This is a genomic window from Arthrobacter sp. Y3221157, from assembly GCF_059089865.1.
The window spans coordinates 1-26,954 of the sequence record NZ_JBNHFD010000024.1 but is presented as its reverse complement, the minus strand read 5'-3'; the positions used below and the strand labels follow the sequence as shown (position 1 = coordinate 26,954).

The 26,954-nt window shown below is 65.5% G+C and carries 27 protein-coding genes and 1 tRNA gene; 20 read left to right on the top strand and 8 right to left on the bottom strand.

Annotated elements, in window-relative coordinates; translation table 11 throughout:
- The first annotated feature begins 16 nt into the window (after positions 1 to 16).
- Genes AC5RTT_RS08890 through AC5RTT_RS08870 form a run of 5 tightly spaced genes read left to right on the top strand, consistent with a single transcriptional unit; the run spans position 17 to position 3,827 of the window.
- On the top strand, positions 17 to 1,021 hold the full coding sequence (locus AC5RTT_RS08890; protein WP_494144880.1) for a Bug family tripartite tricarboxylate transporter substrate binding protein: 1,005 nt from the start codon (positions 17 to 19) through the stop codon (positions 1,019 to 1,021).
- 5 nt (positions 1,022 to 1,026) lie between these two features.
- On the top strand, positions 1,027 to 1,602 hold the full coding sequence (locus tag AC5RTT_RS08885) for a tripartite tricarboxylate transporter TctB family protein (RefSeq protein ID WP_494144879.1): 576 nt from the start codon (positions 1,027 to 1,029) through the stop codon (positions 1,600 to 1,602).
- A 9-nt stretch (positions 1,603 to 1,611) separates the two neighbouring features.
- Positions 1,612 to 3,141: a tripartite tricarboxylate transporter permease gene (locus tag AC5RTT_RS08880; RefSeq protein ID WP_494144878.1), complete on the top strand. Its 1,530-nt coding sequence runs from the start codon at positions 1,612 to 1,614 to the stop codon at positions 3,139 to 3,141.
- Positions 3,138 to 3,542 (top strand): universal stress protein, encoded by a 405-nt coding sequence (locus AC5RTT_RS08875; protein WP_494144877.1) that lies wholly within the window; start codon positions 3,138 to 3,140, stop codon positions 3,540 to 3,542. Before AC5RTT_RS08880 ends, AC5RTT_RS08875 begins: the two co-directional genes overlap by 4 nt.
- Positions 3,543 to 3,563: 21 nt before the next feature.
- On the top strand, positions 3,564 to 3,827 hold the full coding sequence (locus tag AC5RTT_RS08870; RefSeq protein WP_494144876.1) for a hypothetical protein: 264 nt from the start codon (positions 3,564 to 3,566) through the stop codon (positions 3,825 to 3,827).
- Between the two features lie 52 nt (positions 3,828 to 3,879).
- Here the strand turns inward: AC5RTT_RS08870 and AC5RTT_RS08865 are convergent, their stop codons facing one another.
- Positions 3,880 to 4,359, bottom strand: a complete 480-nt coding sequence (locus AC5RTT_RS08865) for an NUDIX hydrolase (RefSeq protein WP_494144875.1) — start codon at positions 4,357 to 4,359, stop codon at positions 3,880 to 3,882.
- Positions 4,360 to 4,485: 126 nt separating this feature from the next.
- On the opposite strand from AC5RTT_RS08865, the gene AC5RTT_RS08860 reads away from it, so the two are divergent.
- Positions 4,486 to 4,752 carry a hypothetical protein gene (locus AC5RTT_RS08860; protein WP_494144874.1) on the top strand — a complete coding sequence of 89 codons (267 nt, stop codon included), beginning with the start codon at positions 4,486 to 4,488 and terminating at the stop codon, positions 4,750 to 4,752.
- A 32-nt stretch (positions 4,753 to 4,784) separates the two neighbouring features.
- On the opposite strand, the gene AC5RTT_RS08855 is transcribed toward AC5RTT_RS08860, so the two are convergent.
- Positions 4,785 to 6,461 carry an ATP-binding protein gene (locus tag AC5RTT_RS08855; RefSeq protein WP_494144873.1) on the bottom strand — a complete coding sequence of 559 codons (1,677 nt, stop codon included), beginning with the start codon at positions 6,459 to 6,461 and terminating at the stop codon, positions 4,785 to 4,787.
- A gap of 183 nt (positions 6,462 to 6,644) precedes the next feature.
- Entirely contained in the window at positions 6,645 to 8,018 is a 1,374-nt protein-coding gene (gene radA / locus AC5RTT_RS08850; protein ID WP_494144872.1) for a DNA repair protein RadA, read from the bottom strand.
- 250 nt (positions 8,019 to 8,268) lie between these two features.
- Here radA and AC5RTT_RS08845 point away from each other — a divergent pair, with 250 nt between their 5' ends.
- The 6 genes from AC5RTT_RS08845 to AC5RTT_RS08820 are packed head-to-tail and all read left to right on the top strand — an operon-like array spanning position 8,269 to position 15,093.
- Positions 8,269 to 9,528, top strand: coding sequence for an ABC transporter substrate-binding protein (locus AC5RTT_RS08845; protein ID WP_494144894.1), 1,260 nt, complete (start codon positions 8,269 to 8,271; stop codon positions 9,526 to 9,528).
- A gap of 57 nt (positions 9,529 to 9,585) precedes the next feature.
- The gene (locus AC5RTT_RS08840) at positions 9,586 to 10,590 is read left to right on the top strand and encodes a carbohydrate ABC transporter permease (RefSeq protein ID WP_494144871.1); all 1,005 of its coding nucleotides are present in this window, start codon (positions 9,586 to 9,588) and stop codon (positions 10,588 to 10,590) included.
- A complete protein-coding gene (locus tag AC5RTT_RS08835) occupies positions 10,587 to 11,501 on the top strand; it encodes a carbohydrate ABC transporter permease (RefSeq protein WP_494144870.1) in 915 nt (304 codons plus the stop codon). Before AC5RTT_RS08840 ends, AC5RTT_RS08835 begins: the two co-directional genes overlap by 4 nt.
- Positions 11,501 to 12,943, top strand: coding sequence for a GH1 family beta-glucosidase (locus tag AC5RTT_RS08830; protein WP_494144869.1), 1,443 nt, complete (start codon positions 11,501 to 11,503; stop codon positions 12,941 to 12,943). The genes AC5RTT_RS08835 and AC5RTT_RS08830 overlap by 1 nt, the downstream gene beginning before the upstream one ends.
- Before the next feature lie 45 nt (positions 12,944 to 12,988).
- Positions 12,989 to 14,005: a LacI family DNA-binding transcriptional regulator gene (locus tag AC5RTT_RS08825; RefSeq protein WP_494144868.1), complete on the top strand. Its 1,017-nt coding sequence runs from the start codon at positions 12,989 to 12,991 to the stop codon at positions 14,003 to 14,005.
- The gene (locus AC5RTT_RS08820) at positions 14,005 to 15,093 is read left to right on the top strand and encodes a Gfo/Idh/MocA family protein (protein ID WP_494144867.1); all 1,089 of its coding nucleotides are present in this window, start codon (positions 14,005 to 14,007) and stop codon (positions 15,091 to 15,093) included. Before AC5RTT_RS08825 ends, AC5RTT_RS08820 begins: the two co-directional genes overlap by 1 nt.
- A 7-nt stretch (positions 15,094 to 15,100) precedes the next feature.
- Here AC5RTT_RS08820 and AC5RTT_RS08815 read toward each other — a convergent pair whose 3' ends face one another.
- Positions 15,101 to 16,228 carry an FUSC family protein gene (locus AC5RTT_RS08815; protein ID WP_494144866.1) on the bottom strand — a complete coding sequence of 376 codons (1,128 nt, stop codon included), beginning with the start codon at positions 16,226 to 16,228 and terminating at the stop codon, positions 15,101 to 15,103.
- A gap of 255 nt (positions 16,229 to 16,483) precedes the next feature.
- On the opposite strand from AC5RTT_RS08815, the gene pstS reads away from it, so the two are divergent.
- The 5 genes from pstS to AC5RTT_RS08790 all read left to right on the top strand — a co-directional run bounded on the left by pstS (position 16,484) and on the right by AC5RTT_RS08790 (position 21,134).
- The gene (pstS, locus tag AC5RTT_RS08810; RefSeq protein WP_494144865.1) at positions 16,484 to 17,602 is read left to right on the top strand and encodes a phosphate ABC transporter substrate-binding protein PstS; all 1,119 of its coding nucleotides are present in this window, start codon (positions 16,484 to 16,486) and stop codon (positions 17,600 to 17,602) included.
- A 106-nt stretch (positions 17,603 to 17,708) separates the two neighbouring features.
- Positions 17,709 to 18,641 (top strand): phosphate ABC transporter permease subunit PstC, encoded by a 933-nt coding sequence (pstC, locus tag AC5RTT_RS08805; protein ID WP_494144864.1) that lies wholly within the window; start codon positions 17,709 to 17,711, stop codon positions 18,639 to 18,641.
- Positions 18,642 to 19,754: a phosphate ABC transporter permease PstA gene (gene pstA / locus AC5RTT_RS08800; RefSeq protein ID WP_494144863.1), complete on the top strand. Its 1,113-nt coding sequence runs from the start codon at positions 18,642 to 18,644 to the stop codon at positions 19,752 to 19,754.
- A 71-nt stretch (positions 19,755 to 19,825) separates the two neighbouring features.
- Positions 19,826 to 20,605 carry a phosphate ABC transporter ATP-binding protein PstB gene (pstB, locus tag AC5RTT_RS08795; protein WP_494011833.1) on the top strand — a complete coding sequence of 260 codons (780 nt, stop codon included), beginning with the start codon at positions 19,826 to 19,828 and terminating at the stop codon, positions 20,603 to 20,605.
- 133 nt (positions 20,606 to 20,738) lie between these two features.
- Positions 20,739 to 21,134 (top strand): hypothetical protein, encoded by a 396-nt coding sequence (locus tag AC5RTT_RS08790; RefSeq protein ID WP_494144862.1) that lies wholly within the window; start codon positions 20,739 to 20,741, stop codon positions 21,132 to 21,134.
- A gap of 23 nt (positions 21,135 to 21,157) precedes the next feature.
- Here AC5RTT_RS08790 and AC5RTT_RS08785 read toward each other — a convergent pair whose 3' ends face one another.
- The 4 genes from AC5RTT_RS08785 to AC5RTT_RS08770 all read right to left on the bottom strand — a co-directional run bounded on the left by AC5RTT_RS08785 (position 21,158) and on the right by AC5RTT_RS08770 (position 24,376).
- Positions 21,158 to 21,565: a hypothetical protein gene (locus tag AC5RTT_RS08785; protein ID WP_494144861.1), complete on the bottom strand. Its 408-nt coding sequence runs from the start codon at positions 21,563 to 21,565 to the stop codon at positions 21,158 to 21,160.
- A 188-nt stretch (positions 21,566 to 21,753) separates the two neighbouring features.
- Positions 21,754 to 22,767 (bottom strand): inorganic phosphate transporter, encoded by a 1,014-nt coding sequence (locus tag AC5RTT_RS08780; RefSeq protein WP_494144860.1) that lies wholly within the window; start codon positions 22,765 to 22,767, stop codon positions 21,754 to 21,756.
- Between the two features lies 1 nt (position 22,768).
- On the bottom strand, positions 22,769 to 23,386 hold the full coding sequence (locus AC5RTT_RS08775; RefSeq protein ID WP_494144859.1) for a DUF47 domain-containing protein: 618 nt from the start codon (positions 23,384 to 23,386) through the stop codon (positions 22,769 to 22,771).
- A 330-nt stretch (positions 23,387 to 23,716) separates the two neighbouring features.
- Positions 23,717 to 24,376: a hypothetical protein gene (locus AC5RTT_RS08770; protein WP_494144858.1), complete on the bottom strand. Its 660-nt coding sequence runs from the start codon at positions 24,374 to 24,376 to the stop codon at positions 23,717 to 23,719.
- 177 nt (positions 24,377 to 24,553) lie between these two features.
- On the opposite strand from AC5RTT_RS08770, the gene AC5RTT_RS08765 reads away from it, so the two are divergent.
- The 3 genes from AC5RTT_RS08765 (at position 24,554) to AC5RTT_RS08755 (ending at position 26,693) form a co-directional block, all read left to right on the top strand.
- Positions 24,554 to 24,626: transfer RNA gene (locus AC5RTT_RS08765), tRNA-Lys, on the top strand.
- 66 nt (positions 24,627 to 24,692) lie between these two features.
- Positions 24,693 to 25,715 carry a LacI family DNA-binding transcriptional regulator gene (locus tag AC5RTT_RS08760; protein WP_494144857.1) on the top strand — a complete coding sequence of 341 codons (1,023 nt, stop codon included), beginning with the start codon at positions 24,693 to 24,695 and terminating at the stop codon, positions 25,713 to 25,715.
- A 132-nt stretch (positions 25,716 to 25,847) separates the two neighbouring features.
- Positions 25,848 to 26,693, top strand: a complete 846-nt coding sequence (locus tag AC5RTT_RS08755) for a DUF4397 domain-containing protein (RefSeq protein WP_494144856.1) — start codon at positions 25,848 to 25,850, stop codon at positions 26,691 to 26,693.
- Positions 26,694 to 26,954 lie beyond the last annotated feature (261 nt).

Below are 26,954 nucleotides of genomic sequence, written 5' to 3'. Positions count from 1 at the left end.
TTATCGAGGAGTTCCAATGAAGCACTTCCCCACACGCCGCGCCGTCCTCGGTGCGGCATCAGCCATCACCCTCCTGGCCATGACCGCCTGCGGCAACGTCGCCGGCGGCAGTGCCGCCAACACGTCGAAATACCCCAGCGGCCCCGTGACACTCACGGTCGGCCAGGCTGCGGGCGGCAGCACCGACCTCATCGCCCGGGCCCTTGCCGAAGGAGCCACCAAGACCCTCGGCGCCCCGATGCCCGTCGTGAACAAGCCCGGTGCCAACGGCGCCCTGGCCACCAAGGAAGTCGCAGGGAAGCCCGCCGACGGCCAGGAACTCGTCCTGCTGACAGCCTCCCTGGCTACCATCACCCCCCTTGCCGTTAGCGCGGACGAGGCCGTCAACATCGACGATCTGGATGTCATCGCCGGGCTTTCACAGGACGACTACGTGCTCGTCGCCAGCACGGACTCCGGCTTCAAGAGCTTCAAGGACGTCACCGACGCCGGGCGCAACGTCACGTTCGGCACCACCGGCGTCGGCACGGGCAGCCAGCTGGCCCAGACCGTTCTCTTCAAGCAGGCCAACGTCCAGGGCACCGACGTCCCGTTCGACAGCGGCAAGCCTGCCTTGACCGCCGTCATGGGCAACCAGGTTGAGCTGGCGACCATCCAGCTCGGCGAGGCAATGCCCCAGATCGAAGCAGGCAAGGTTTCACCGCTGCTCGTCTTCTCGGAAGGGCGCAACAGCTTCCTTCCCGATGTTCCCTCCGCAAAGGAAGCCGGATACGACGTTCCCGTGGCCCAATACCGGGCAGTGGCAGCGCCTAAGGGTACCCCGCAGGACGTGAAGGACAAGCTGCTCGCCGCGTTCCAGGAAACCTTCAAGTCGGACGCCTACAAGGAGTTCAACGAGAAGAACATGCTGACCCCCAAGGAAATTTCCGGTGAAGAAGTTGTCACCGAGTGGAAGGGCTATGCAGCGAAGTACAAGGAACTGGTGGAGAAGTACGACATCAGCCTGAACGGAAACAAGTAACAGCAATGGAGACCACTCCAGCAGTGTCCGCCGGACGGGACGGCAGCTCAGCTGTCCCGTCCGGCGGGGACGCCCGCAATGACCTGCCCGAAGCCCTGACCCCGGAGCAACTGGCCGCCCAGTGGGAGGCGGAAAAGCCCCCTGCGGCAGGCGCCCTCGCCAACGCCGGCTCATCCCTGGTGGTGCTCGGCGTCGGAACCGGTGCGCTCGTCCTGTCGGTAGCCATGGGCCTGGGCACCCCGTCAAGCCCGCAACCGGGCCTTTGGCCGTTCATGATCAGCTGCGTCATGGTGGCGCTGGGGCTTTTCCAGCTGATCCTGGGCCGGCACAACCGGGATGCGGAAAAGTTCACCCGGATGTCTGCCGCCCCGCTCACCGGACTGGTGACGCTCGCAGCCATGGTGGCGCTGATGCCACTTATCGGATTCGAGATCCCCGCCCTGATCCTCTGCATCATCTGGATGCGGTTCCTCGGCGGTGAGACCTGGCGGTCCACGCTCCTGGTCAGCGCGCTCGTCGTCGCAGCGTTCTACGGGATTTTCGTCCTGGCGCTCGGCACCTCCATTCCCCACCTCTTCTAGGAGACCACCATGGATTTCCTGAATCCTGTGATCAACGGATTTTCAGTCGTCCTGGAGCCGACGAACCTCCTATACTGCCTGGTCGGCGTCGTCATCGGCATGCTGATCGGCGTGCTGCCCGGATTGGGGCCGGCGGCAACCATCGCCATCCTGCTTCCGCTGACCTACGGCGTGGAACCTGTCACCGCCATCATCATGCTTGCCGGCATTTTCTACGGCGCCCAGTACGGTGGCACCATCACCTCGGTCCTGCTGCGCCTTCCCGGCGAGGCGTCCTCCGTGGTTACCGTTTTCGACGGCTACCAGATGGCCCGGCAGGGCCGTGCCGGCACTGCCCTTGGCCTCGCCGCCATCGGGTCCTTCCTAGGCGGTACGGCAGCGATCGTCGGCCTGACCTTCCTGGCCCCCCTCGTTGCCAGCTTCGCGCTGGACTTTGGCCCGCCCGAGTACTCCGCGCTGGCCTTGCTGGGCATCCTGCTGGTTGCCACCATCAGCAGCGGCGCAAAGGCCAAGGCGCTGATTGCCGCAGCCGTCGGCCTCCTGCTGGCCACGGTAGGCCGTGACATGTTCACCGGCGAAAGCCGCTTCACCTTCGGCAGCCTCCAGCTTGCCGACGGCATCGACTTCGTTCCGATCGCCATGGGCATCTTTGGCCTCGGCGAGATCCTCTACAACCTGGAGGAACGGCACCGCGCTGCCAAAGCGCCGTCGAAGGTCTCCAACGTCTGGCCCTCGAAGGGGGACCTGAAGCAGGCCTCCGGAGCAATCGGACGCGGTTCAGTGCTGGGGTTTTTCCTGGGCATCCTGCCCGGCGGCGGAGCCACCATCGCCTCCATGGCCTCCTACGCCATGGAGAAGAAGCGCGCCAAGCAGCCGGAGCGATTCGGCAAGGGCGCCCCCGAGGGTGTCGCCGGACCGGAAACCGCGAACAACGCGGCAGCGACGTCGTCGTTCATTCCGCTCCTGACCCTCGGTATTCCCGCAAACGCCACCATGGCCTTGATGTTCGGCGCACTGCTGATCCAGGGCGTCACGCCCGGTCCGCAGCTCGTAGAGCAGAACCCGGAGCTGTTCTGGGGCGTGGTGAACTCGATGTACATCGGCAACATCCTGCTCCTGATCATGAGCCTGCCGCTGGTGGGAATCTTCGTGCGGATCCTTCGGGTCAGGGCGGCCATCCTGGCTCCGATCACCGCGCTGATCACGCTGCTGGGCGCGTACACGATCAACAACAGCATGTTCGATGTCACGCTGGTGGTGTTCTTCGGGGTCGTGGGCTACCTGATGAAGAAGTTTGGCTTTGAGCCCGGACCGCTGGTCCTGGCCTTCGTTCTTGGCGAACTGCTGGAAAACTCGCTGCGGCGCTCGCTGCTCGTCTTCGGCGGTGACCCCACCGGATTCCTCACCCGCCCCATCTCGGCAACCTTGCTGATGGTCTTCGTCCTGGTGGCCGTGCTGCCGGGAATTCGGAGCCTGATCGCCAAGCGCAAGGGCACCGCGGCTTCGGCCGGCACCAACAAGATCAAGGAGAAGGTATGAGCATCATCGTTGGATTCGTTCCCACGCCGTCAGGTGAAGCAGCTCTCGCCGCAGGCATTTCCGAGGCGAAGCTCCGCAACCAGGAGCTCATCATCGTGAATTCGGCCCGCCAAGGCGCGCTCGTGGACAAGTCCGTGGCCGCTGAGGGCGTTCTGGCCGATGCCGCGAAGAGGGCAGCGGACGCGGGCGTGGCGGCGAGGGTTATCCAGCCGCCCTATCAGCACGACCTCGCCGACGAGTTCCTTGACGTTGCCAGGCAGGAGGACGCCTCGCTGATCGTCATCGGCCTGCGGCACCGCACCCAGGTGGGCAAATTCATCCTGGGCAGCCACGCGCAGCAAATCCTGATGCAGGCGGACCGGCCGGTGCTCGCTGTCAAGGCCGACGGCGGAAACTTCTAGCAGCGGGAGGACGGAAGCAGCATGTACAGGCACAATCCGGTCCGGCGGGCGGCAGCACATCCCCAGGCGCCGGTGCCCGACTGGTCAAAACTCGCCAGGGACGATTACGTGGAGGTACGCACCTCCCGCGGGGAGGTGATCGCCGGAACCATTGACATGATCGCCGCCAACCGGAGTGTCTTCTGGGTGGTCCGCAGCGAAGGTGCCGGCCGGACCATGGTGTATTCGGGCGACGACGTCTCGGTCACCAAGGTGGCCAGGCAGCGGGAGTTTGCCGCTGCCTAGCTGCGCGCGGGTGGAGGAAAAGCCGGTGTTCCCAGCAGGGGCCGCCGGCTTTTTACGTTCGACGGCGGACCTGTTCCGCAAGTGCGTCGAGGGCCGGGACCTGCCCCTTGACGAGCTTCAGCCGGGCCTCGTGCTCGGGGAACCAGCGGGCGTCGTCGATTTCAGGGTAGTGCTGGATCCGGCCGGAGCCCTTGGGCCATTCCAGCGGGAAGGTGTTGCTGGTGATGGGCCCAGGCTGGAAGTCCTGCTCAGCCGTGTACACGGTGATGATCTTGCCGGAGGGCTGCCTGAAGTCACCAAGATGGTGGTAGTCAGCGTCCGGCGCCGCGGTGCCCATCTCCTCGGCAAATTCGCGCTGGGCGGCCACCAGCGGGTCCTCATCATCCGTGTACTCGCCCTTGGGGATGGACCAGGCATGAGTGTCCTTGCGGGCCCAGAACGGCCCGCCCATGTGCGCGATCCACACCTCCAGTCCCGCGGGCCCGCCGGGAGCCCTTCTGTACAACAGGATTCCTGCGCTTCGTACCAGCATATCTCCTCCAGTGGTGCGGCCTGGTGCGGCCAAAAACGTCCCGGATCCGCCGTCCGGTGTTAACCCGCAGTTCACGGTGCTGCTTTAGGTTATTCCTTCAAGCACTCTGCTCGAAGGGGACCCGTCATGGCCAATATTGCTGAAGTGTTGGGTCGGCTGACGCCGGAAGAACTTGATGAGCTCCGCAGCCTGGGCCCGCAGGGCCATTTGCCGCGGCATCTCCGGGACGCCTTGGACCGGGCTGCGGGCGGCCCCGGTTCAGGACGGGGCTATTACGTCCCCACCGGCAACGTCAGCGCCACGGGCGGTCCGTTGCTGGCGCTGCGAAGCGACGTGTCCGGCTGGCTTTTCAATTCCCGCCGCGACGATACGGACCAGCTTCCACAGCACTAGGCGGTAGGCAGCGCCCCTCCTGTTGTCCGTGGTCAGGATGCCGCCGGCAGGGTGAATGTAACGGTGGTGCCTTTCCCGGGTTCGCTGGCAAGGGTGATGGAGCCGCCATGCCCTTCCACAATGGTCTTGCTCACCGGCAGTCCCAGGCCGGCCCCGGGGATGGCCGTTGCCCGCGACCGGGCGGAACGGAAGAACTTGGTGAAGGCCTGCTCCTGCTCGTCGGCATCCATCCCCACGCCGGAATCGGAGATGGAACAGGTGAGCTGACTGCCGCTTTTACGTGCACAAACGGTGATGCGGCCTCCGCCCGGCGAGTACTTGACCGCATTGGAGAGCAGGTTCCGGACAACCTGCCGGATCCGTCCCGGGTCAATCCGGGCCGGCAGCGGTTGTTCGACGTCAAGGTCGAGCTGGAGTCCGTTCAGGGAGGCCTTGGGAACCGACGCGCCCACCACTTCGGTCACCAGTTGCGCCAGGTCTGCCTCTTCCAGTGAAAGGTCCACCCGTCCCGACGCAACGGCTATCAGGTCGTTGACCAGGGCCAGCAGGTGCCCGGCGTTCCGGTGGACCACCAGGAGTTCCTCCCGGATGTCATCGTGGCCGGGCTCCTCCAGGACCAACTCGAGGTAGCCCAGGATTGACGTCAGCGGTGTCCGCAGCTCATGGGAAACAGTTGAAACAAAGTCGTCCTTGGCGGCCAGGGCGCGGATCAGGGTTGTCACATCCACAAACGTGACAACTGCGCCGCCGTCCTTCCCATGGTGGGCAGGGATGCCGTGGGCGCTGACGGAGTAGGCGTGCTGTTCCTGCGGGCCGCCCGCCCAGTACAGCTCGTCCCGGAACTCGTCGCCGGCGGCGGCGCGGGCAATGGGCGACGCGTCAGCAGGTACGGCAGAAGCGCGGTCCGGCAGAAGAAGTCCGTTGCCGGCATTTTTGCGGAGGGTGGCCAGCGCCGGGTCCGCCTGAAGTGCCTTGTTGGTCAGGACGGTGCAGCCGTTCCGGTCCACCACCCAGACGCCGATGCCAACGGCCCCCAGCACTGCGTCCAACAGCCGCTGCTTCCGGACGCTTTCGGCGAGTGTCACTTCCAGTACATGCTCTTTGTCCACCAGCTTTTGGCGCTGGTGGCGGATGGTCCGTGACACCACGTGTGCTGTCACCGCGACAGCGGACAGGATAAGGGGCAGGACCAGGGTGCGGATCATGGAAGCTGACGTGGGGGGTGAACCGGCGACGGCGGAAGGCACCAGAGTGCTGAGTACCGTGCCAAGGATGGCCAGGACGACCATGTACCGGCGCGGTTGGGCAGCCAGCCAGACCACTGGGAACACAAGCATCAGGCTGAGGACGTTGAACGGCGGTCCTCCCGCCTCCCGGGTGAACCCGATGGCCAGGCAGTCCAGGACCGGTATCGCTGCAAAGGCGCCGGCTGGCAGCAGCCTCCACGGCAGAACCAGACAGGCGGCGAAGAGCAATGTGTGGGCCAAAAGGGCCAGTTGGAACTGGTTGGTGGCCAAGGTTGCGGGGCTGAAAACCGCTGCGGCCACTGCCACAAGGACAACCGTCACCGTCAGGGGAAGCTGGCCCAGCACAATGCGGCTGCGGATTCCGAGGCCGTCGAACAGCCCGTCGAGATGGCCGATCACGGGCATATCCGCCGGCAGAGCCCCGGCACTGCCGGCACGGGCCGCCTCGACAGTGGATTCCACGGCTTGTTTCATTTCGGCCCCCCAAAGCAAATACAGAGACCCCCGGTCTGCATGAAGGCGCTTTTCTCAGGCTACCCGTGAACCGGGGTGCGGTGAACAAGGAACTGCTTTTGTGTCCTGGACCCCCCGCGGGCCGCCACCGCCAGGCACAGTGGAAGAGCTGGCCCGGACGGACGGGAGGGCCTATCCGATCAGGAGACTGAGTGCCTCCGTCAGATGGGATACCTCGCGCACAGAGAACCCCGCAGGCACCGGACCCGGACCTGTATGGCTGGCGGGGACCACCGCGTGGGTGAACCCCAGCCGGTGCGCCTCCTGGATGCGCTGGTTGATCCCGGGCACGGGCCGGACCTCGCCCGCGAGCCCCACCTCGCCAAACGCGATCAGGCGGACCGGCAGGGGCTTGCGTGCCTTCGCTGATGCGACGGCCAGGGCAACGGCAAGGTCGGTGGCCGGCTCGCTGAGTTTCACCCCGCCCACAGTGGCCACGTAGGAGTCGTCCTTGTGCAGCAGGGTGCCGGCGCGCTGCTGCAGCACGGCCAGCAGCATGGAAACGCGCGAACTGTCCAGCCCGCTGGTGGCCCGGCGCGGCTGCGAGGTGGGGCTTTCGGCGAGCAGCGACTGCACCTCCGCGAGCAGCGGACGGCGGCCTTCCATGGTGACCGTGATGCACGTGCCGGAGACCGGGTCCTTGGTGCGGCTGACGAAGAGCCCGCTGGGATCGGCAAGGCCTTCAATGCCGTTCTCATTCAGGTCGAAGCAGCCGACGTCGTCGGTGGGCCCGTACCGGTTCTTGACCGCGCGGAGCAGCCGCAGCCGGGAGTGCCGTTCGCCTTCGAACTGGCACACCACATCCACCAGGTGCTCCAGCAGCCGGGGCCCGGCGATGGAACCGTCCTTGGTCACGTGGCCCACCAGCAGTGTGGTCATGTTGCGGCGCTTGGCGGCGGCGATAATGGACGCCGCAACTTCCCGGACCTGGGACACTCCGCCCGCGCTGCCATCCACGTCCGCGCTGCTGAGGGTCTGCACCGAGTCCACGATCAGAAGCCGCGGTTCGATCTTCTCTACCTGGCCCAGTGCCTGGCCAAGGTCCGTTTCCGCGGAAAGGTACAGGGATTCCGCGACGGCGTCGATCCGTTCGGCGCGAAGCTTCACCTGCGCAGCGGATTCCTCGCCGGTGACATAGAGGACGTCCTGGGCTGTCCGGGCGAACTTGGCCGCGACGTCGAGCAACAGGGTTGATTTGCCCACGCCGGGTTCGCCGGCCAGCAGGATGACGGCGCCGGGAACCAGCCCGCCGCCCAGTACCCGGTCCAGCTCATCCATTCCGGTGGGCATGAAGGCAGCTGTGGTGGCGTCCACCTCGGCAATGGGGCGGGCCGGCTCAACAACTGTTGTGGCCGCCGTCGTACGCGCTACCGCTGTCCCGGTTTCCTCAACGGTGCCCCACGCCTGGCACTCGCCGCAGCGCCCCACCCATTTGACGGTGGTCCAGCCGCACTCAGCGCATTTGTAGCCGGGCGCCTTGGACGCCCGGGAAGTCTTTGTTGCCATGCGTTCAACCCTAAAGGCGGCCACCGACATTCCATGCGAGGCGCCGGGACGGGCCCGCATCCCTCCGGAGGAAGCGGCGGACGGACCGTCGAGAGAGCGCTCTCTTGACAGTGATCTGCGCCACCCTTACAGTTGAGGAACTTGCCAGAGAGCGCTCTCTCAGCGCTGGTAGTTCCCCCACAAAGGAGTGTTCGTGAAATTTGCACGTCGATACACCGCGCCCGTTGCAGCGGGCATTGCAGCCTTTGCCATGCTGGCCACCGGCTGCAGCAACAGTACGGAAAAGGCAGCCAGCGCAGACAACCCCGTGGAACTCACGGTGACCACTTTCGGCACGTTCGGCTACGACGATCTCTACGGTGAGTACGAGGCAGCCAACCCGGGCGTGAAGATCAAAGCCACCAACATCGACCGTGGAGCCAACGCCCGCACGGACGCCTTCACCAAACTCGCCGCCGGCTCCGGCCTCAGCGACGTCGTCGCCATCGAGGAAGGCTGGCTCGGATCCATCATGGAGGTCTCGGACCAGTTCGTGGACCTGAACGAGCATGGAGCGGCGGACATCAAGGACAACTGGGTGGACTGGAAGTTCAAGCAGGGCACCGATCCGGACGGCCGCGTCATCGGGTACGGAACTGATATCGGACCCCAGGGGCTCTGCTACAACGGCAAGCTGTTCGAAGCTGCCGGCCTGCCGAAGGACCGCGAATCGGTGGCGAAGCTCTTCGGCGGTGACGATGCAACGTGGGAGACCTACTTCAAACTTGGCGAGCAGTACAAGGCAGCCACCGGCAAGGCCTGGTACGACCAGTCCGGCTTTGTGTGGAACTCCATGGTGAACCAGATGGAGGAGGGCTACTACACCAGGGACGGCGAGCTGAACATTGACGGAAACTCCGAGATGAAGGCCAAGTTCGACATGCTGGCAGCCGGAACTGCCGCCGGACTGTCCGCCAACCAGACCCAGTGGGACTGGGGCAACGGCAAGGCGTTCACTGACGGCTCCTTCGCGACCTTCGTCTGCCCCGGCTGGATGCTGGGCACCATCAAGGGCCAGTTGGAATCGGCCGGCGGCGGCACAGACAGCGGCTGGGACTTCGCGGACGTCTTCCCCGGCGGGGCATCCAACTGGGGCGGCGCTTTCCTGTCAGTCCCCAAGACCTCCGAGCACCCGGCCGAAGCTGCCAAGCTGGCAGCGTGGCTGACCGCCCCGGAGCAGCAGGTCAAGCAGTCGGCTGCGGCCAACAACTTCCCCAGCACGCTCAAGGCGCAGGAGAAGCTCGTGGCCGACGCCACCCCCAACGTGGTGTTCAACAACGCCCCCACCGGCGTAATCCTGGCAAACCGGGCCAAGGGTGTGGTGGCCCAGTTCAAGGGGCCGGATGACTCCGTAATCCAGGAGAACGTGTTCGGCCCCGCGCTGAAAATGCTCGACGCCGGCACGGCAGACGCAGGCAAGGCGTGGTCTGAAGCGCTCAACCTCCTCAACGACCTGGTCGTAAACAATTAGCAACACCCGCTGTGGGGCCTTCCGGAAGGGAGGCCCCCCGATGGAGGGCAAGAGCCCATGACAACCACCCTGAACCGGCCCGCCAGTCCGGCGGCAATGAAACTGAAACCCACGTTTAAACAGCGCCTGAACGTCTTCGACGTAAAGGCTTCCCCTTACCTCTACATCGCCCCGTTCTTTGTCCTCTTCGCCCTGGTGGGACTCTTTCCGCTGGTTTACACCTTCGTGGTGAGCCTTTACGACTGGCACCTGCTCAAGGGCCAGGGCGACTTCGTGGGGCTGCAGAACTTTGCCGAGGTCCTGCAGGATCGCTTCTTCTGGAACTCCCTGTTCAACACAGTGAGCATTTTCCTGCTGTCCGCCATTCCGCAGCTGGCCGTCGCGCTTTTCCTGGCTGCCGTGCTGGACCAGAACCTGAGGGCAAAGACCTTCTGGCGCATGAGCATCCTGCTGCCGTACGTCGTCACGCCGGTGGCCGTGGCCATGATCTTCACCAACATGTTCGGTGAGCAGTACGGCCTGATCAACAACATCCTGGGCAACTTCGGCCTCGATCCGGTGATGTGGAAGAACGAAACCTTCCCCAGCCATGTCGCGATCGCCACGATGGTCAACTGGCGCTGGACCGGCTATAACGCCCTGATCCTGCTGGCAGCAATGCAGGCGGTACCCCGGGATCTCTACGAATCAGCTGCGCTCGACGGCGCCGGCGCGGTACGCCGGTTCTTCAGCATCACACTGCCCAGCATCCGGCCCACCATGGTCTTCGTGGTCATCACGGCCACCATCGGCGGACTCCAGATCTTCACCGAACCCCGGCTGTTTGATCCCGCCAGCGCCGGCGGATCCCAGCGCCAGTTCCAGACCACCGTCCTGTACCTGTGGGAAATGGCCTTCCAGCGCCAGAACTTCGGCAAGGCATCCACCATCGCCTGGCTGCTCTTCCTGATCATCGTCCTGTTCGGCGTCATCAACTACCTCATTTCCCGGCGGATTGCCACGGCAGAGGCCGCCAAACCCAACCGGGCTGCCCGGAAACGCGCCGAAAGGACCAGACGATGAGCATCATTGAAGGGGCAGCGCCCACACCTGCTGAGACCCGCGCTCCCGGGCGGCCCACACCGGTCCAAAACGCCCGCAAGCGGTTCGGCGGTTCGGTGGGGAAGCCCGGATTCCTTACCTACGGCCTGCTGGTGGCGTTCCTGATCTCCTCGGCCTACCCGCTGTGGTGGTCCGTCGTGATCGGCAGCCGGTCCAATGAAGCCCTCGGTGAAACCTGGCCCCCGCTGCTTCCCGGCGGCAACTTCTGGAAGAACGCCGGCGAAGTCTTTGACACCGTGCCGTTCTGGCTGGCCCTTGGCAACAGCGTCCTGATTTCCTGCATCATCACCGTTTCCGTGGTGGGATTCTCAACGCTCGCCGGCTATGCCTTCGCCAAACTGCGCTTCCGGGGCCGGAACGGGCTCATGCTCATGGTGGTGGCCACCATGGCCATCCCCACGCAACTGGGCATCATCCCGCTGTTCATGGTGATGCGCACCCTTGGCTGGACGGGTGAGATCGGCGCGGTTGTGGTGCCCACGCTGGTGACGGCCTTCGGCGTCTTCTTCATGCGGCAGTACCTGGTGGACGTGATTCCGGACGAGCTCATCGAGTCCGCCAGGATGGACGGGGCCAGCATGATCTCCACCTTCTGGCATGTGGCGATCCCGGCCGCCCGGCCCGCCATGGCAATCCTGGGACTCTTCACGTTCATGACGGCCTGGACCGATTTCCTCTGGCCCCTGCTGGTGCTCGACGCCGGCAACCCCACCCTGCAAACGGCACTCAGCCAGTTGCAGTCTGCCCGCTACGTGGACTACTCCGTAGTCCTCGCAGGAGCGGTGCTCGCAACCCTCCCGCTGCTGGTGCTCTTCGTGCTGGCCGGCAAACAACTCATTTCAGGAATCATGCAAGGAGCAGTGAAGGGCTAATGGAGCATTCGACGTACATGAGGCAGTGGCCCGAGGGCTTTTTGTGGGGATCGGCGACGGCGGCCGCGCAGATAGAGGGCGCAGGCCAGGAAGGAGGCAAGGAAGATTCCGTCTGGGACCACTTTGCCCGGATTCCCGGCACCATCGCCAACGGCGAGAACCTCGACCAGGCAGCGGACCACTATCACCGGATGCCGCAGGACGTGCGGCTGATGAAGGAGCTGGGACTGGACTCCTACCGGTTTTCCACCAGCTGGGCCCGCGTGCGTCCGGGGGACAGGGCAGTCAACCGCGAAGGCCTGGATTTCTACTCACGGCTGGTGGATGAGCTGCTGGAAGCAGGCATCCTGCCGTGGCTCACCCTCTACCACTGGGACCTGCCGCAGGCGCTTGAGGAAAAGGGCGGCTGGGCCAACCGGGACACCGCCTACCGGTTCGAGGAGTATGCCAACGATGTGTACTCGGTGCTGGGGGACAGGGTCCGCCACTGGACGACGTTCAACGAGCCGTTCTGCTCGTCACTCCTCGGCTACGGGTCCGGTGTCCATGCTCCCGGCCGGCAGGAACCCGACGCTGCCATCGCGGCCGTGCACCACCAGCACCTGGCCCACGGGCTGGCTGTAAACGCCCTGCGGAGCCGCGGAGCAGAGCAGCTCGGCATCACCCTCAACCTGAGCAATTCGATTCCGCGGGACAGCCAGGATCCGGTGGACCTCGATGCGGCACGCCGGTTCGATTCCCTGCAGAACAGGATCTTCCTCGACCCCATCCTCCGCGGAAGCTACCCGGAAGACTCGATGCGCGACCTGGCCGCCTTTGGCCTGCAGGACGTCATTCTCCCTGGCGACCTCGGCATCATCAGCGCGCCGCTGGACTTCCTTGGGGTGAACCACTACCACGACGACCTCATCAGCGGCCACGCCGACGAGGCCGGAAGCGACGGCCACTCCGGTGGAGCCGAACGGCCACCAGCATCACCCTGGATCGGTTCAGAGCACATCGCGTTTCCAAGCCGCGGCCTGCCGCGGACGGCGATGGGCTGGGAGGTTAACCCGGACGGGCTGCGAACCCTGCTGGTCAGGCTGGGGGAGGAGTATCCCCAGCTGCCGCCGCTGTACATCACCGAAAACGGTGCGGCCTACGAGGACACCGTCAGCCCCGACGGCGGCGTTCACGATGGGGAGCGGACCCGGTTCATCCTGGACCACGTCGCCGCTGTTGGTGACGCACTGGACCAGGGCGCAGATGTCCGCGGCTACTTTGTCTGGTCCCTGCTGGACAACTTCGAATGGTCATGGGGGTATGGCAAGCGTTTCGGGATTGTGCGCGTGGATTACGGCACGTTCCAGCGCACCATCAAGGACAGCGGCAAGGCCTACGCCGGGCTGATTGCCGCCGCGAAGCGGGTTGCTTTAGAGCCTGCCGCATCCCTGCCCGCCTAAACTGAAATCCCGGCCCAGTGCCAGCTAGATCACGGAGCGAAGATTGTGAAGCCAGACCACAGCGGAAGCCGGCCAGCGCCCACCCTTGAAATGGTGGCAGCACTGGCGGGCGTTTCCCGTGCCACCGTCTCCCGGGTGGTCAACGACGTACCCAGCGTGGACGAGGACATCGCTGCCAAGGTGCGCCAGGCCATCCTTGCCGTGAACTACACCCCCAACAGGGCAGCCCGTTCCCTGGCCAGCAGGCGGCCCAACTCCGTCTCGCTCATCGTGCCGGAGTCCACGTCCAAGGTGTTCGCGGACCCGTTCTTCGCGTCGGTAGTGCAGGGCGTGGCGCTGTACCTTGCAGACACCGACTACACCTTGAACATGGTGATCGCCTCGGAGGCCAAACCGGAAAAGACCAGGGCCTTCCTGCTGGGCGGCAACGTAGCAGGCGCCCTGGTGGTGTCCCACCATGCGGGGGACAGGTCCTGGACCCACCTGAGCGACTACATCCCGATGGTGTTCGCCGGCAGGCCGCTGCGGGAGAGCGCCAGCTACTACGTGGATGTGGACAATGAGGCTGCAGCGGCCGGCGCCACGAGGTTGCTGATCGAGCGTGGCCGGAGCAACATCGCCACCATCGCCGGTCCCCAGGACATGCCGCCGGGCATCGACCGGGTCAACGGCTGGAAAAAAGCCATGGCGGCGGCGGGACTTGATGATTCCCTGATCGAGTACGGGGACTTCACGCTCGCGTCCGGAGCCAAGGCCATGCGGCGGCTGCTGGGAAGCGGGCGGCCGGTGGACGGCCTGTTCGTTGCCAACGACCAGATGGCTGCCGGTGCCTACACGGTGCTCCAGGAACGCGGGCTGCGCATACCGCAGGACGTCGCCGTGGTGGGGTTCGACGACGATTCCTTCGCTACCTCTGTAACACCCCAGCTGACCACGGTGCACCACCCGATTATCGAGATGGGAAAAAAGATGGCCGAGATCCTGGTGAATTTGATCGAGGGGAAGGACACCGACCGCGTGACGCAGATTCCCACGTCGCTTGTGGTCCGCGAGTCCGCCTGATGGGAGGGTCCAACAACAACCCGGCGGGCAGGGATGCGCGCACCTTGCGCTGGGGCATCGTTGCCACCGGCCGGATCGCGCACCGGGTCACCCGGGACCTGGCCTGCCTCGAAGATGCTGAGCTGCACGCGGTAAGTTCGCGGAGCGCAGGTTCCGCCGATTCCTTCGCCGGGCAGTACGGCTTTGCAGCCAGCTACCACGACATGCCCTCCGCAACCGGCTATCAGCAGTTGTTTGCGGACCCCGACGTTGACGTGGTCTACATCGCCACTCCGCACGCCCAACACTTCGAGGTTGCCCGCGCAGCCCTGGAGTCCGGGAAACACGTCCTGTGCGAGAAGCCGCTCACCATCAATGCCCGTGAGGCCATGGACCTGGTGGCGCTCGCGGACGAGCGGGGACTATTCCTGATGGAGGCGGTGTGGACCCGCTTCCTGCCGGCCACCCGCCGCGCCCTGGAACTGGTCCGCGACGGGGAGATCGGAGCGGTCCGCTGGGTGCAGGCGGACCTTGGGTTCCCCGCCGTGTACAACCCCGCGGACAGGCTGTGGGATCCGGCAGCCGGCGGCGGCGCCCTCCTGGATCTCGCGGTGTACCCGCTGACCTGGGCGGTGGCGGCCCTCGGGCTTCCCGCAAAAATCAGAGCCAACGGCCACCTGAACCAGGACGGCGTGGACGTGCAGAACACGCTCACCCTCGAGTACCCGGAAGGCGGCTCAGCCCAGCTCTCATCATCGCTGCAGGCTTCCGGCCCCGGCACCGCCACCCTGGGCGGCTCGGCCGGCTGGATCCGGACCGGTGCGCCCCTGTACAACCCGCGGATGCTGGAAATCTGCGGCCCCGACGGATGTATAAGGATCGAGGAATTCCCCGAGGAGACCGAAGGGTTCATCCATGCACTGCGGGAGGCGGGCCGCTGCATCCGGGCGGGGCTGCAGGAGAGCCCGTTGATGCCGTGGGCCGAAACTGTGCAGATCATGGGCTTGCTGGATGAAGCAAGGAACCAGCTGGGTCTCCACTATCCGAATGACGACCGACAGTTTTCCGCAAGGCCAGCCGCGGTGGTACCAACCGCTGGAGCTTCCTAGTGCCGCCTTAGAGGGCAGGCAGGATGTCCCTGGCCTCGCGGGCGTCCATGCCGGTGGCCTCCAGCAGGTCCACCATCAAGGGCCGGTACAGCATCACCACTGTCTCGCCCTCCAGGCGCTGGACTTCCAGGAGCTTCGGATGCAGCCGAAGCGCAATTTCGCTCAGCTCCCGGCGGGCCGTGCGCAGGTGGGCGCGGCGGACGCCGTCGTGCGTTTCCGCCAGCCCCAGCGACAGCTCGTCAATCGCGGCAGCGGTCTCCTGGAGCACCTCCGCGATGCTTTCGGTGGCCTCGTCCGACAACGCCGCGTGGTTGATGGCGCTGGTGAGCCGCCGCGCGAACACCCTGCTGTTGCGGAGGGCGAGGTCAATGAAGTCCAGCGACTGCTTCAGCTGGTCAAGTTCATCCCGGTGCCGGCGGTACGCTGGCGCCAGCCTCGCCACCTCGCCCGAAGCCCGTAGGGAATGCCGCATGCCGTCCACCAGCGGCTGGCAGTTCCGGCCCCGCACCAGCGCGTGCCATGCCCGGGTGGAATCACTGTCCGACAGCGCCTCAGCGCATTCGCGCAGCACCTCCGCAAGCTCGTGCAGCAGGTTCCGGACGTCCTTGCGGGGCTCCCGGCGCGGGTCCTTGGGTGCCACGATGGTTACCAGCAGGGCAAACAGGCCTCCTATGACGGCGTCGATGCTCCGGGTGAACGGCCCGCCGGACGGCGCCGGCAGCAGCACCACCAGCAGGGACTGCAGCGCCAGTTGGGTGGTAAAGATGTTGCCGCTGTCCAGGAAGCGGGCCAGCAGGATGGAGAACAAAAGGACGACGGCGGCCTGCCAGATCCCGCCGCCCAGCCAGTGCAGGAGCAGGTCGCCCACCGCGATCCCGATCGTGCAGCCCAGGCCCACCTCCAGCACCCGCCGCAGCCGCGGCTCACGGGAGAAGCCCAGGGCAATCAATGAGGAGGTGGCGGCGAACAGGGGGCCCGAGTGCCCCAGCACATACTCCGCAAAGGCATAGGCGCCAACCGCGCATACCGTCATCTGGATGGCCGGAACCAATGAATTGCGGCTGCGGATCAGCCCGGTACGGACCCTGCCGCGCAGGAACCGCCTGCCTGCTGAGAGTCCTGCTGCGGGGGCCATGCCGTCCAGTCTATTTGCTGCCCGTGGCCTTCCAGTTTGCAGTTTGCCCCTACGACCGCAGATGTGATCTGCGCAATGGGAACCCGGCAGTTTTAAGTCAATATCCCGTCGTCGTTAATCTTCCGTTTACCTTGGGCAGGGCATCCCTTTACCTGCGGCCCTTAACTTCGATGAAGGTACAAAACGTACGCATCGCGCTGCAGGGTTCTCCGTCCCTGTCCCGCACCTGAATAACCCTGGAAGGGGTACATCTAAGTGAAGGCACTCCGCATCGGCCGCCACGCGGCTATCGCTGTTATCGCAGCCGGCGCACTCGCGCTCACCTCCTGCGGTTCAGACAACGCCACCAACACCGCACCTGCCGGTGGCCAGACCTCGGGCACCAAGGTCACCGGCACCCTGACCGGGATTGGCTCATCCGCACAGGGCGCTGCAATGGACGCATGGAAGACCGGTTTTGCTTCCGCCAACCAGGGCGCCACCATTCAGTACTCCCCGGATGGCTCCGGCGCAGGACGTAAGGCCCTCCTCGATGGGTCGGCACAGTTCGCGGGAACGGATGCCTACCTGAAGGATGACGAGTACGAGAGCTCCAAGGCCGTCTGCGGCCCCGACGGCGCCATCAACATCCCGGTCTACATCTCCCCGATTGCTGTCGCGTTCAACCTGCCCGGCATCACGGAGCTCAAGCTTGACGCCGCCACCGTTGCCAAGATTTTCCGCGGCGAGATTGCCACCTGGAACGATCCCGCGATCGCCGCCCTGAACGAAGGCGTCAATCTTCCGGATCTGAAGGTCACCCCGGTGAACCGTTCGGACGACTCCGGCACCACCACCAACTTCACCGACTACCTGGCCTCCGCTGCCCCCGAGGTCTGGACGGACAAGTCCTCCGGCGTGTGGCCCGCGGGCCTGCAGGGTGAGAACGCCAAGGGCACCTCCGGTGTGGTCAAGACCGTCACCGACACCCCGGGCGCCGTGACCTACGCTGACGACTCCGCCGTTGGTGGCGACCTCGGCGTTGCGCAGATCAAGGTTGGCGAGTCCTTCACCACCATCTCCGCTGAGGCCGCAGCCAAGGCTGTGGACGCAGGTTCGCCGGTTGAAGGCCGTTCCGCCAACGACCTGTCCATCAAGCTGGACCGCAAGACCACTGCGGAGGGCGCGTACCCGATCGTGCTCGTTTCCTTCCACACTGTCTGCTCCACCTACGACAGCCAGGAGACCGTTGACCTGGTCAAGGCTTTCGAGAGCTACGTAGTTTCCGAGGAAGGCCAGCAGACCGCAGCGGATTCCGCCAAGTCGGCACCGCTGTCCTCCACTCTGGCCGAGAAGGCTGCCACGGCCATCGAGTCCATCAAGGTCAAGTCCTAACCAGCGCGCCACTAACCGGGTTCCCCGCCTGCCGAAAGGCAGTGCGGGGAACTTCGGTTTAGACGCACCAATATTCAGTGTCAGTAAACGATCGAAGGGCCGTCGAATGACCGCCACCTCCCTGAGCAGCACCCAGGGCGCCGGCCGTGCCGGTGACAAAGTCTTTTCCGGAGCCGCGCTGGCCGCCGGTTGCCTCATCCTCGCTGTCCTGTTTGGCGTGGCGCTCTTCCTGGTGGTCCAGGCCATTCCGGCGCTGACCGCCCCGGCCACGGAAATCCAAGGCGGCGAAGGGTTCTTCGCCTACATCTGGCCAATCGTCATCGGCACCATCATTGCGGCTGCCATCGCCCTGGTCATCGCCACCCCGATCGCCATTGGGGTTGCACTGTTCATTTCGCACTTCGCCCCGCGCCGCCTCGCGTCCGGCCTGGGCTACGTGGTGGACCTGCTCGCAGCCATCCCCTCAGTCATCTACGGCGCCTGGGGCGCGGCGTTCCTGGCCAAGGAAATCTCACCGGCCTACAACTGGCTCGCCGCGAACATGGGCTGGCTGCCCATCTTCCAGGGACCGGCCTCCGCCACCGGCAAGACCATCCTCACCGCCGGCATTGTTCTCTCAGTCATGGTGCTGCCCATCATCACCTCGCTGTCCCGCGAAATCTTCCTGCAGACCCCCAAACTGCACGAGGAAGCCGCGCTGGCGCTCGGCGCCACCCGCTGGGAAATGATCAAAATGTCCGTGTTCCCCTTCGCGCGCCCGGGCATCATCAGCGCCGTCATGCTGGGCCTGGGTCGTGCACTGGGCGAGACCATGGCAGTGGCCCTGGTGCTCTCCTCCGGCGCCCTGACCGCCAGCCTGATCCAGTCCGGCAACCAGACCATCGCCGCGGAGATCGCCCTGAACTTTCCAGAGGCAAGCGGCCTCAAGGTCAGCACGCTGATCGCCGCCGGCCTGGTCCTGTTCATCATCACCCTGGCCGTGAACATGATCGCCCGCTGGATCATCAGCCGGCACAAAGAATTCTCGGGAGCCAACTAAATGACCTCCACGCTTACCCCGGTCCGCAGCAAGCGCTCCGCACTCACCAAGGGCCAACTGCCCAAGTACGCCCCCTACGTGGTCCTGGCCGGCGCGCTCATCATTGGCGCGGCCATCCTGGCCCTGGTGGGCTTCAATGCCTTCGGCTGGGGCATCGTCTCGGCGCTGCTGTTCGCCGTCGGGCTGGTGTCCTGGAGCGCGGTGGTGGAAGGATCCCGCAAAGCCAAGGACAAGCTGGCCACCTGCCTGGTGGTCGGGTCCTTCCTGGTGGCGCTGCTTCCGCTGGTCTCGGTGATCTGGACCGTCCTGGCCAACGGCGTACCCGGACTGCTGACCCCCGGCTTCCTCAGCACCTCGATGAACGGCGTCACCGGCGTCTTCGACAACAAGGCGGTGGAGGAGGGCGCGCCGGTGGTAGGCGGTATCTACCATGCCCTGCTGGGCACCGTGCAGATCACCCTGCTGGCAACCCTCATCTCCGTTCCGGTCGGCCTGCTCACCGCCATCTACCTGGTGGAATACGGTAACGACGGCCGTCTGGCCCGGGCCATCACCTTCTTCGTCGACGTCATGACCGGTATCCCGTCCATTGTGGCCGGCCTGTTCGCCGCGGCCTTCTTCTTCGCCATAGTGGGCCCGGGCACCAAGACCGGCGCAGTGGCGGCCGTCGCCCTGTCGGTTCTGATGATCCCCGTGGTGGTCCGCTCCAGTGAGGAAATGCTGAAGATCGTACCCAACGAGCTGCGGGAAGCGGCTTACGCCCTGGGTGTCCGCAAGTGGCGCACAATCATCAAGGTGGTTATCCCGACGGCGATCTCAGGCATCGCATCCGGCGTCACCCTGGCTATCGCCCGGGTCATCGGCGAGACGGCACCTATCCTGGTCACCGCCGGCTTTGCCACCAGCATCAACTCGAACGTTTTTGGCGGCTGGATGGCTTCACTGCCCACGTTCATCTACACCCAGATCCTGAACCCCACCTCGCCGGCCAACCCGGACCCGTCCTCCCAGCGCGCCTGGGGCGCAGCCCTGGTGCTGATCATCCTGGTGATGGTCCTCAACCTGGCCGCACGGCTCATCGCCCGCTTCTTCGCGCCCAAGACTGGCCGCTGACGCACGTTTCCCTACCGCCCTGCCGGGCGGAAACCTAGACTCATTACATACCCAGCAAGTGAAGGAACACCATGTCTAAGCGCATCGACGTCAAGGACCTGAACGTGTACTACGGCGACTTCCTCGCCGTGGAGGACGTCACCATCAACATCGAGGCCAAGTCCGTCACCGCTTTCATCGGCCCGTCCGGCTGCGGCAAGTCCACTTTCCTGCGGACCCTGAACCGCATGCACGAGGTCCTTCCCGGCGCCCGCGTTGAAGGCGAGGTCCTGCTCGACGGCGACAACCTGTACGGCCCCGGTGTTGACCCGGTCACCGTCCGTTCGCAGATCGGCATGGTGTTCCAGCGCCCCAACCCGTTCCCCACCATGTCCATCCGGGACAACGTGCTGGCCGGCGTCAAGCTGAACAACAAGAAGATCTCCAAGGGTGAGGCCGACGTCCTGGTGGAACGTTCCCTGAAGGGCGCCAACCTGTGGAACGAGGTCAAGGACCGCCTCGAAAAGCCCGGCTCCGGCCTGTCCGGCGGCCAGCAGCAGCGTCTCTGCATCGCCCGTGCCATCGCCGTGGAGCCGCAGGTGATTCTCATGGACGAGCCGTGTTCCGCCCTTGACCCCATCTCCACCCTGGCCATTGAGGACCTCATCAACGAGCTCAAGGACCAGTACACCGTTGTGATCGTGACCCACAACATGCAGCAGGCCGCACGTGTCTCGGACAGGACGGCGTTCTTCAACATCGCCGGCACCGGAAAGCCCGGCAAGCTGATTGAGTATGGTGACACGCACACCATCTTCAGCAACCCCGTGCAGAAGGCTACTGAGGACTACGTCTCCGGCCGCTTCGGATAACCCCCGGCTACTGCTGCGCACGCCGCCGGCGTCTTTCGCAGGGTTTCAACCGTGAAGCTAGCCAGCTCGAAAAGTATTTAGTACGCTGAACTAGATACTTTCCGAGCTAGTAATAAGACGCCTAGGAGTTTGCATGACCCAGATCGCCAGCAATCCCAGGACCCATCAGCTTTACGGCTCAGCCCACGGTCCGGCCTTTAACCCCCAGCCGGTGGACGCCTTCGCCCTTGGGTTTCCCATGCTGCAGGACGTGGCGGCCGAGCCTTTGGCGCCGGCGGGGCAGGCCGTCCCGGACTCCGGAGACAGTGGAGACAGTGACCTGCTGGCGGCCGTCTGGCGGACCAGCTCTCATCTCGAAAGCATGCAGTGGGAGCTCGATGCGGCGCAAGCGGCCCTGATGCAGGCACTGCGGCAGGCCGCGGGCGCCGGTGTGGGGCAGGACCAGCTGTGCAAGGCGGCGAATCTGACAACCGGGGAGCTGGCGGAGGTCCTCGAGGAACTGCCGCCCGCCTTTCCGGCAGCGCTATAGCGCATGCGGCGGAAGCCGCGGGGCTATTCCGGAACTTCCAGCTGGAAGCCGCAGCGGCAGCGCAGGACCCGGGTGGGCAGGCATACGGCGCTGAGGCCGCTTCCGCTGTTGCTGCTGCGGTAGCAAAGCCGCTCAATTTCGAACTCGGCCTCTTCCATGGGGAAGCCGCAATGGATGTAGTCGTCGCCGAACATGATCACCTGCGCCATCCATCGCACCTGGTGCAGGGCAGCGGCTACGTCGGACGCATAGGCGAGGTGCTCCTGGAACAGGCTGCAGTCGTTGCAAGTGTAGGAGACCGTGACGAGGTCGCCGCCCCCCGCCCCGAGAGCCGTGATGGCGTGGATGGTGAGTTGGTGTTCGGTTCCGCAGGTCTCGCATCGGAGCTGCCGCGGCTGGGGCGCAGGGCGGCGCGAATCCGGGAAGGACATGGTGCCTGCTCTTTTCCGCAATGTGCATCCAAGCCGCCGATTGGCTGCAGCGGCGAACGCCCGCGGGGCCTGCACACGGCGGCGGGCGGCTGTCCCCGGCATTGCCAAGGGACGTACTTTTGAATCTACGTCACCCGCGGCGGGCTGTACAGGGCTGCAAGGTACCGCCCGGGACGGCTGGCCGCCGCTCAGCCGGCCAGCGGCGACATGGCCAGTGCCAACACGAACGCAGTGGCGGCCGTGGCGGCGGGGGTCAGGGCCCAGAGCCCCAGGATCCGGATGACCAGCTTCCGGTTGGTCACCGAAAAGTGCTGGTTCTCGCCCGCGCCAATGACCGCCGAAGTGACGGTGTGGGTGGTGGACAGTGGCCAATGCAGGGCGATGGCGCCCACAAAAAGCATGATTGAACTCCAGATCTGGGCCGTTGAGCCCCGCAACGGATCAACGCGCGTGACCTTGTAGCCGATGGTGTGCGAGATCCGCCACCCGCCGCCCAAGGTCCCGGCCGTAATCATCACCGCGGACACCAGTGCAACCCACAGGGGGATGGTCCCGCCGTCGGTATAGCCGGCGGCCAGCAGGGCAAGCAGCAGCACCGCGCTGACCCGCTGGCCGTCCTGCAGGCCGTGGCCGAATGCCACAGCCCCCGCAGCGATGGCCTGGCTGCGGCGGAACCGCTGGTTCACCACATTGGGCTGGGTGTACCGCGCCGCCCAGGTGGCCGGAAAAACCATCAGGAACGCCCCGCTGTAGGCCACCAGCGGGGACAGGACCAGGGGGAGGACCACCTGGAACAGCAGCGACTGGTCCACGCCGCCCACGCCTGCCCCGCCCACGGCGAGGCTGGCCAGCCCGGCACCCGCAAGGCCGCCCACCAGGGCATGGGTGGAGGAAGCGGGAATGCCACGCCACCACATCAGCAACCCCCATGCGGAAGCGCTGAGTAGCCCGGCAACCAGGATGCTCAGGCCATCCGTTCCAGGCGGCAGCGTGATCCAGTGCTGGCTCACCGCGACAGCCAGGGTGGCGCTCAGCAGGGCGCCAATGAAGTTGAAGAAGGCGGCCAGCAGTACTGCCACACTGGGGGTGAGCGCCCGGGTGCGCGTAGCCAGTGCCACGGCATTGGAGACATCCCGGAAGCCGTTGAGGAAGGCAAACCCGGCGGTCAGCAGGACCACAACGCCGAAGATGGCTGCCACCACCTCAGGATTCCTTGACGATGATGCTGCCCACTTGCGTGGCGATCCGCCGCATATCCTTGGTGACTTCCACCAGCTGGTTGGCGACGTCCCGGTTGCGGGAGTACTGCGCCCATTTCATGTCGGTGATTATGTCCGCCACCCATAGGCGGTGGGTCCTTTCGGCCCGCTTCGCCAGGCGGAGGATCTCGATCCAGTAGTCCTCGAGGTCGTCCAGGTTGTCCAGCCGGCGCATGGCATCCACGGTCAGCTCAGCCTGCCTGCTGATGATCTCCAGCTGGTCCGCTGCGCGCCGGGGCAGCCGGTCAAGCTTGTACAGGGCCACCAGTTCCGCGGCGGCGTCCATCTTTTCCATCGCTTCATTGAGGTAGCGGGAGAGCGCGTACATGTCCTCGCGGGGGAGGGGGTTCACGAAGCTGGTGCGCATGTGGGTCAGGAGGGCGAACTGCAGTTCGGAGCATTTGGCCTCGTGGTTGTGCATGTCCTCGACCAGCTTGGAATGATCGGCTGCGGGAACGCCGAGGATCTCGGCCAGCGTGCCCCCGGCCAGCACAATCTGCTGCGCCATCTGCGAGAGAAGGTTCAGCCCGGCGGGCTCCTGGGGAAAAAGGCGCAGCTTCACGTGGTTCCGTCTCCGGGGAAAGTACAGGGCGGGGATTGCTGCCGTGTGACTTGACCCCGGCAGGCAACTGACGCTAACTCTACCGGGCCGTAACTGCACCCTTGAAATGGGAAAACAGGAAAAGGGCAGAAAAATGGTGCCGAACCGGATACGCCTCTCGGCGGTAGGCCGCTCTAGGCGGCTGAGTTTTGAAGCCCGGGGGTTTCGCGGTCCGACACCAGTTTCAGTGTTCTACGATGCCGCTCCCAAGTCAATCTTGACAGTTGGGCCGTGATGGCGATCCGGCCAAAATGGCAGGCCGGCGGGCCAGCAGGGTGCGACTTGACGGAATCAGTCCAGCTCGCCCAGCCGCCACGCGTTGGCGGCGTGCTCCAGGTCCTCCGCGGTCTTGACCAGCTGGTGCGAATTGCGGGTCAGCTTGCTGGCGTGGGCCTCGTTGGCGTGCTCGGCGCCGTCGGCGATGGTCGCCTGGCCCAGTGCCACTACGCGGCAGAAGGCGGCGGACCGTTCCAGTGCGACGTCGAACTCGCCGTCGAACGCTCCGGAGAGGATGGCGTCGGCCATGGCGGTCATCTCGTCCGCGCCGGGAGGCTCGGCTGCTCCGGCCACCACGTTGGAGACCTGCGCCGTGTCCCTGCCCGCCCGGAAGTACACGGAAATGCGCTCGGGGTCCTGGACCGTGGCCGCCCGCAGCGCGTACAAGCGCCAAAGCGCGCCGGGAAGTGAACGTGCCGGGCTTTCGGCCCACATCTCTGCGATGGCCTCCAAGCCCTGTTCATCGGCGAGCTTGACCAGGCGCTGGGTGACTACGGGGTCGTCGCTGTCCCGGCCGTGGCGGACCAGCGCCTGGGCGGCAAGGTGTGCGGCCTCTGAAACCCGGGCGGGATCGGCGCCGCCGGCGAAGGGCTCAAAGTCGATGGGAGCGAAGGGTTTGGGCTTGTGGTGCCGGTGCGCGCCACCGTAGGGACTTGGTCCTGCTTGCTCACTCATGCCCCCACGCTACTCCTGTGCCGTGCCGGATACGAGCGTCCCCGGCCCTTCCGGAAAAAGCCCGACGGCGGTGTTCGGCAGGCGTGCGAAGGGGCCGGAACCATGCGTTAGAGTATTAACGTCCAGAAATGGATTGGGCTGGGCGGTACGACACAAACATGTTGAACCGGCCGGCAGGGGCCTTTAGCTCAGTTGGTAGAGCATCGGACTTTTAATCCGTGGGTCGTGGGTTCGAGCCCCACAGGGCCCACCCGCACGGCAGGCCGGAGGCGATTCGCCTCCGGCCTGCCGTTTGTATTGCAGGGACAATAGGCTCATGGCAAAAAGCAGCAAGGGCAGGATGCCGCGTCTGGAAGATGTGGCGGACGTGGCGGGTGTCTCCCACCAGACAGTTTCGCGCGTGGTCAACAACCACCCCAACGTCAGCAAGGCCACCCGCGAAAAAGTGGAGGCGGCCATCGCGGAACTGGGCTACCGGCGGAACACTGCGGCCCGGAGCCTGGTGACCCGGCGCTCGCAAACCATCGGGGTCCTGGCCAACGAGCTGTCCCAGTACGGTCCGGCCAATACCCTCCTCGGCGTGGAGCACGCCGCCCGCGACGCCGGCTACTTTGTCAGCATCGCCGCGCTGCGCGAGATCAGCCGGGAGGCGATCGCGGACGCCATCAGCCACTTCATGGACCAGGCAGTGGACGGGATCGCGGTGCTGGTCCCGCACTCGGACACCTTGAAGGCCCTCGACGAGATGACGCTTTCCGTGCCCGTGGTGGCCGTCGGATCCCTCGGCAACAGCAACGTCAGCGGTGCCATGGTGGACCAGCGGCGGGGCGCCCAGCTCGCCGTCGAACACCTCATCGGGCAGGGGCACCGGCAGATCGGCCACCTATCCGGGCCGCCGGACTGGACGGACGGCGCCGAACGGGCCGAGGGCTGGCGCAACGCGCTCCGCACCGCCGGCCTGCCGGACGCGCTCCTGGTGGAAGGCGACTGGAGCGCTGGCAGCGGCTATCGGATCGGCCGGAGACTGGCGGAAACGCGCAGCGCCACGGCAATCTTCGTGGGCAACGACCAGATGGCCCTGGGCCTGCTGCGGGCGTTCGCAGAGGCGGGCGTCCGCGTGCCCGACGACGTCTCCGTGGTGGGTTTCGACGACCAGCCGGAATCGGGGTACTTCACCCCGCCCCTCACTACCGTGCGGCAGGACTTCGAGGAGCTCGGCCGGCGCTGCATGGACATTATGCTGAAAGAAATCGAGGCGGGGGCGGCCGTCAGCTCCACCATCGTCACCCCGGAGCTGGTGCTGCGGGCCAGCACGGCGCCGCCGGCAGCGGCGGGGTAGAGCCGGCGCACCCCGTCCGAAAAATTTGCCCGAAGATTTTTCCATGAATCTGCATCCAACTCCCGGCCTGCACCAGTAGTAGGGGTGTAAGCAAAAAACGCCCGCAAACGCGGGCCGATGAAGGAGAAGGACATGCGCAACAGAATCTTCACAGCAGGTGCCGGTGCAGCGGCAATTGCGGCAGCAATCGCTCTCGCCGGCCCCGCCCAGGCAGCCGAAGGGGACGCCCAGCTCTCCGTGCTGCACGGCGTTCCCGAACTCACCGTAGACGTCTGGGTCAACGGCGAACGGACCCTGGATGATTTCACCCCCGGCACCCTGGCCGGACCCCTGGCACTTCCGGCCGGCGCCTACGAGCTCGCCATCACTGCCTCGGATGCCGCCGATGCCAGCGCAGCAGTGATCGGGCCCGTCAGCGTCAACCTGGCGGCCAACGGCAACTACACCGCCGTGGCCAACCTCGACGCCGGCGGCAACCCCACCGCCAACCTCTACACCAACGACGTTTCGCAGATCGCGGCAGGCAAGGGCAAACTCACCGTCCGGCACGCAGCGGCAGCACCCGCCGTCGACGTCCTGGCCGGTGGTACGGCGGTCATCTCCAACCTGGCCAACCCGAACGAGCAGACCCTGACCCTTGACCCCGGCACCATCCCGGCAGCCGTCGCGGCCGCCGGCACCACAACCCCGGTCATCGGACCTGCGGACGTCACCGTCGCAGAGGGCACGCACACCATCGTCTACGCATGGGGCAGCCTGGCCAACAACAACCTGCAGCTGGCCGTCCAGACCATCGAAGGCATGCACTCCTCGCCGGGTTCGGTCCCGGGTGCACTTGACGGCTCCGCCAATGCTGCTTCAGCAGCACCGGCAGAACCTGCCGCACTCGCCCTGGGCTTCGGCGCAGCAGCCCTGGCCCTCGTGTTCGCCGGCATGGGCGCGGCCCGGGCCATCGGAGCAGCCCGCGCACAGCGGTAACCAGGAGCAACAACCAGTCACACAACATTGCAGCAGGAAGCAGGCCGCCCGGTTCCAGCCGGGCGGCCGGCGCCTGATTCAACAGCGGCAATCCTTCGGCGGCCGCGGGAAGGCGAAGAAATGAACAGCACCACGACGACGGCAGGGGAGTCCCGCCGTCGTTCCTCCGGTTTCGCCAGCGCTGCCTTCCTCGCTGCGGCTTTGCTTCTCCCGGCCTGCGCGCCGGCGGGGCAGGCGCAGGATCCTGCGCCGGCCGCTGCC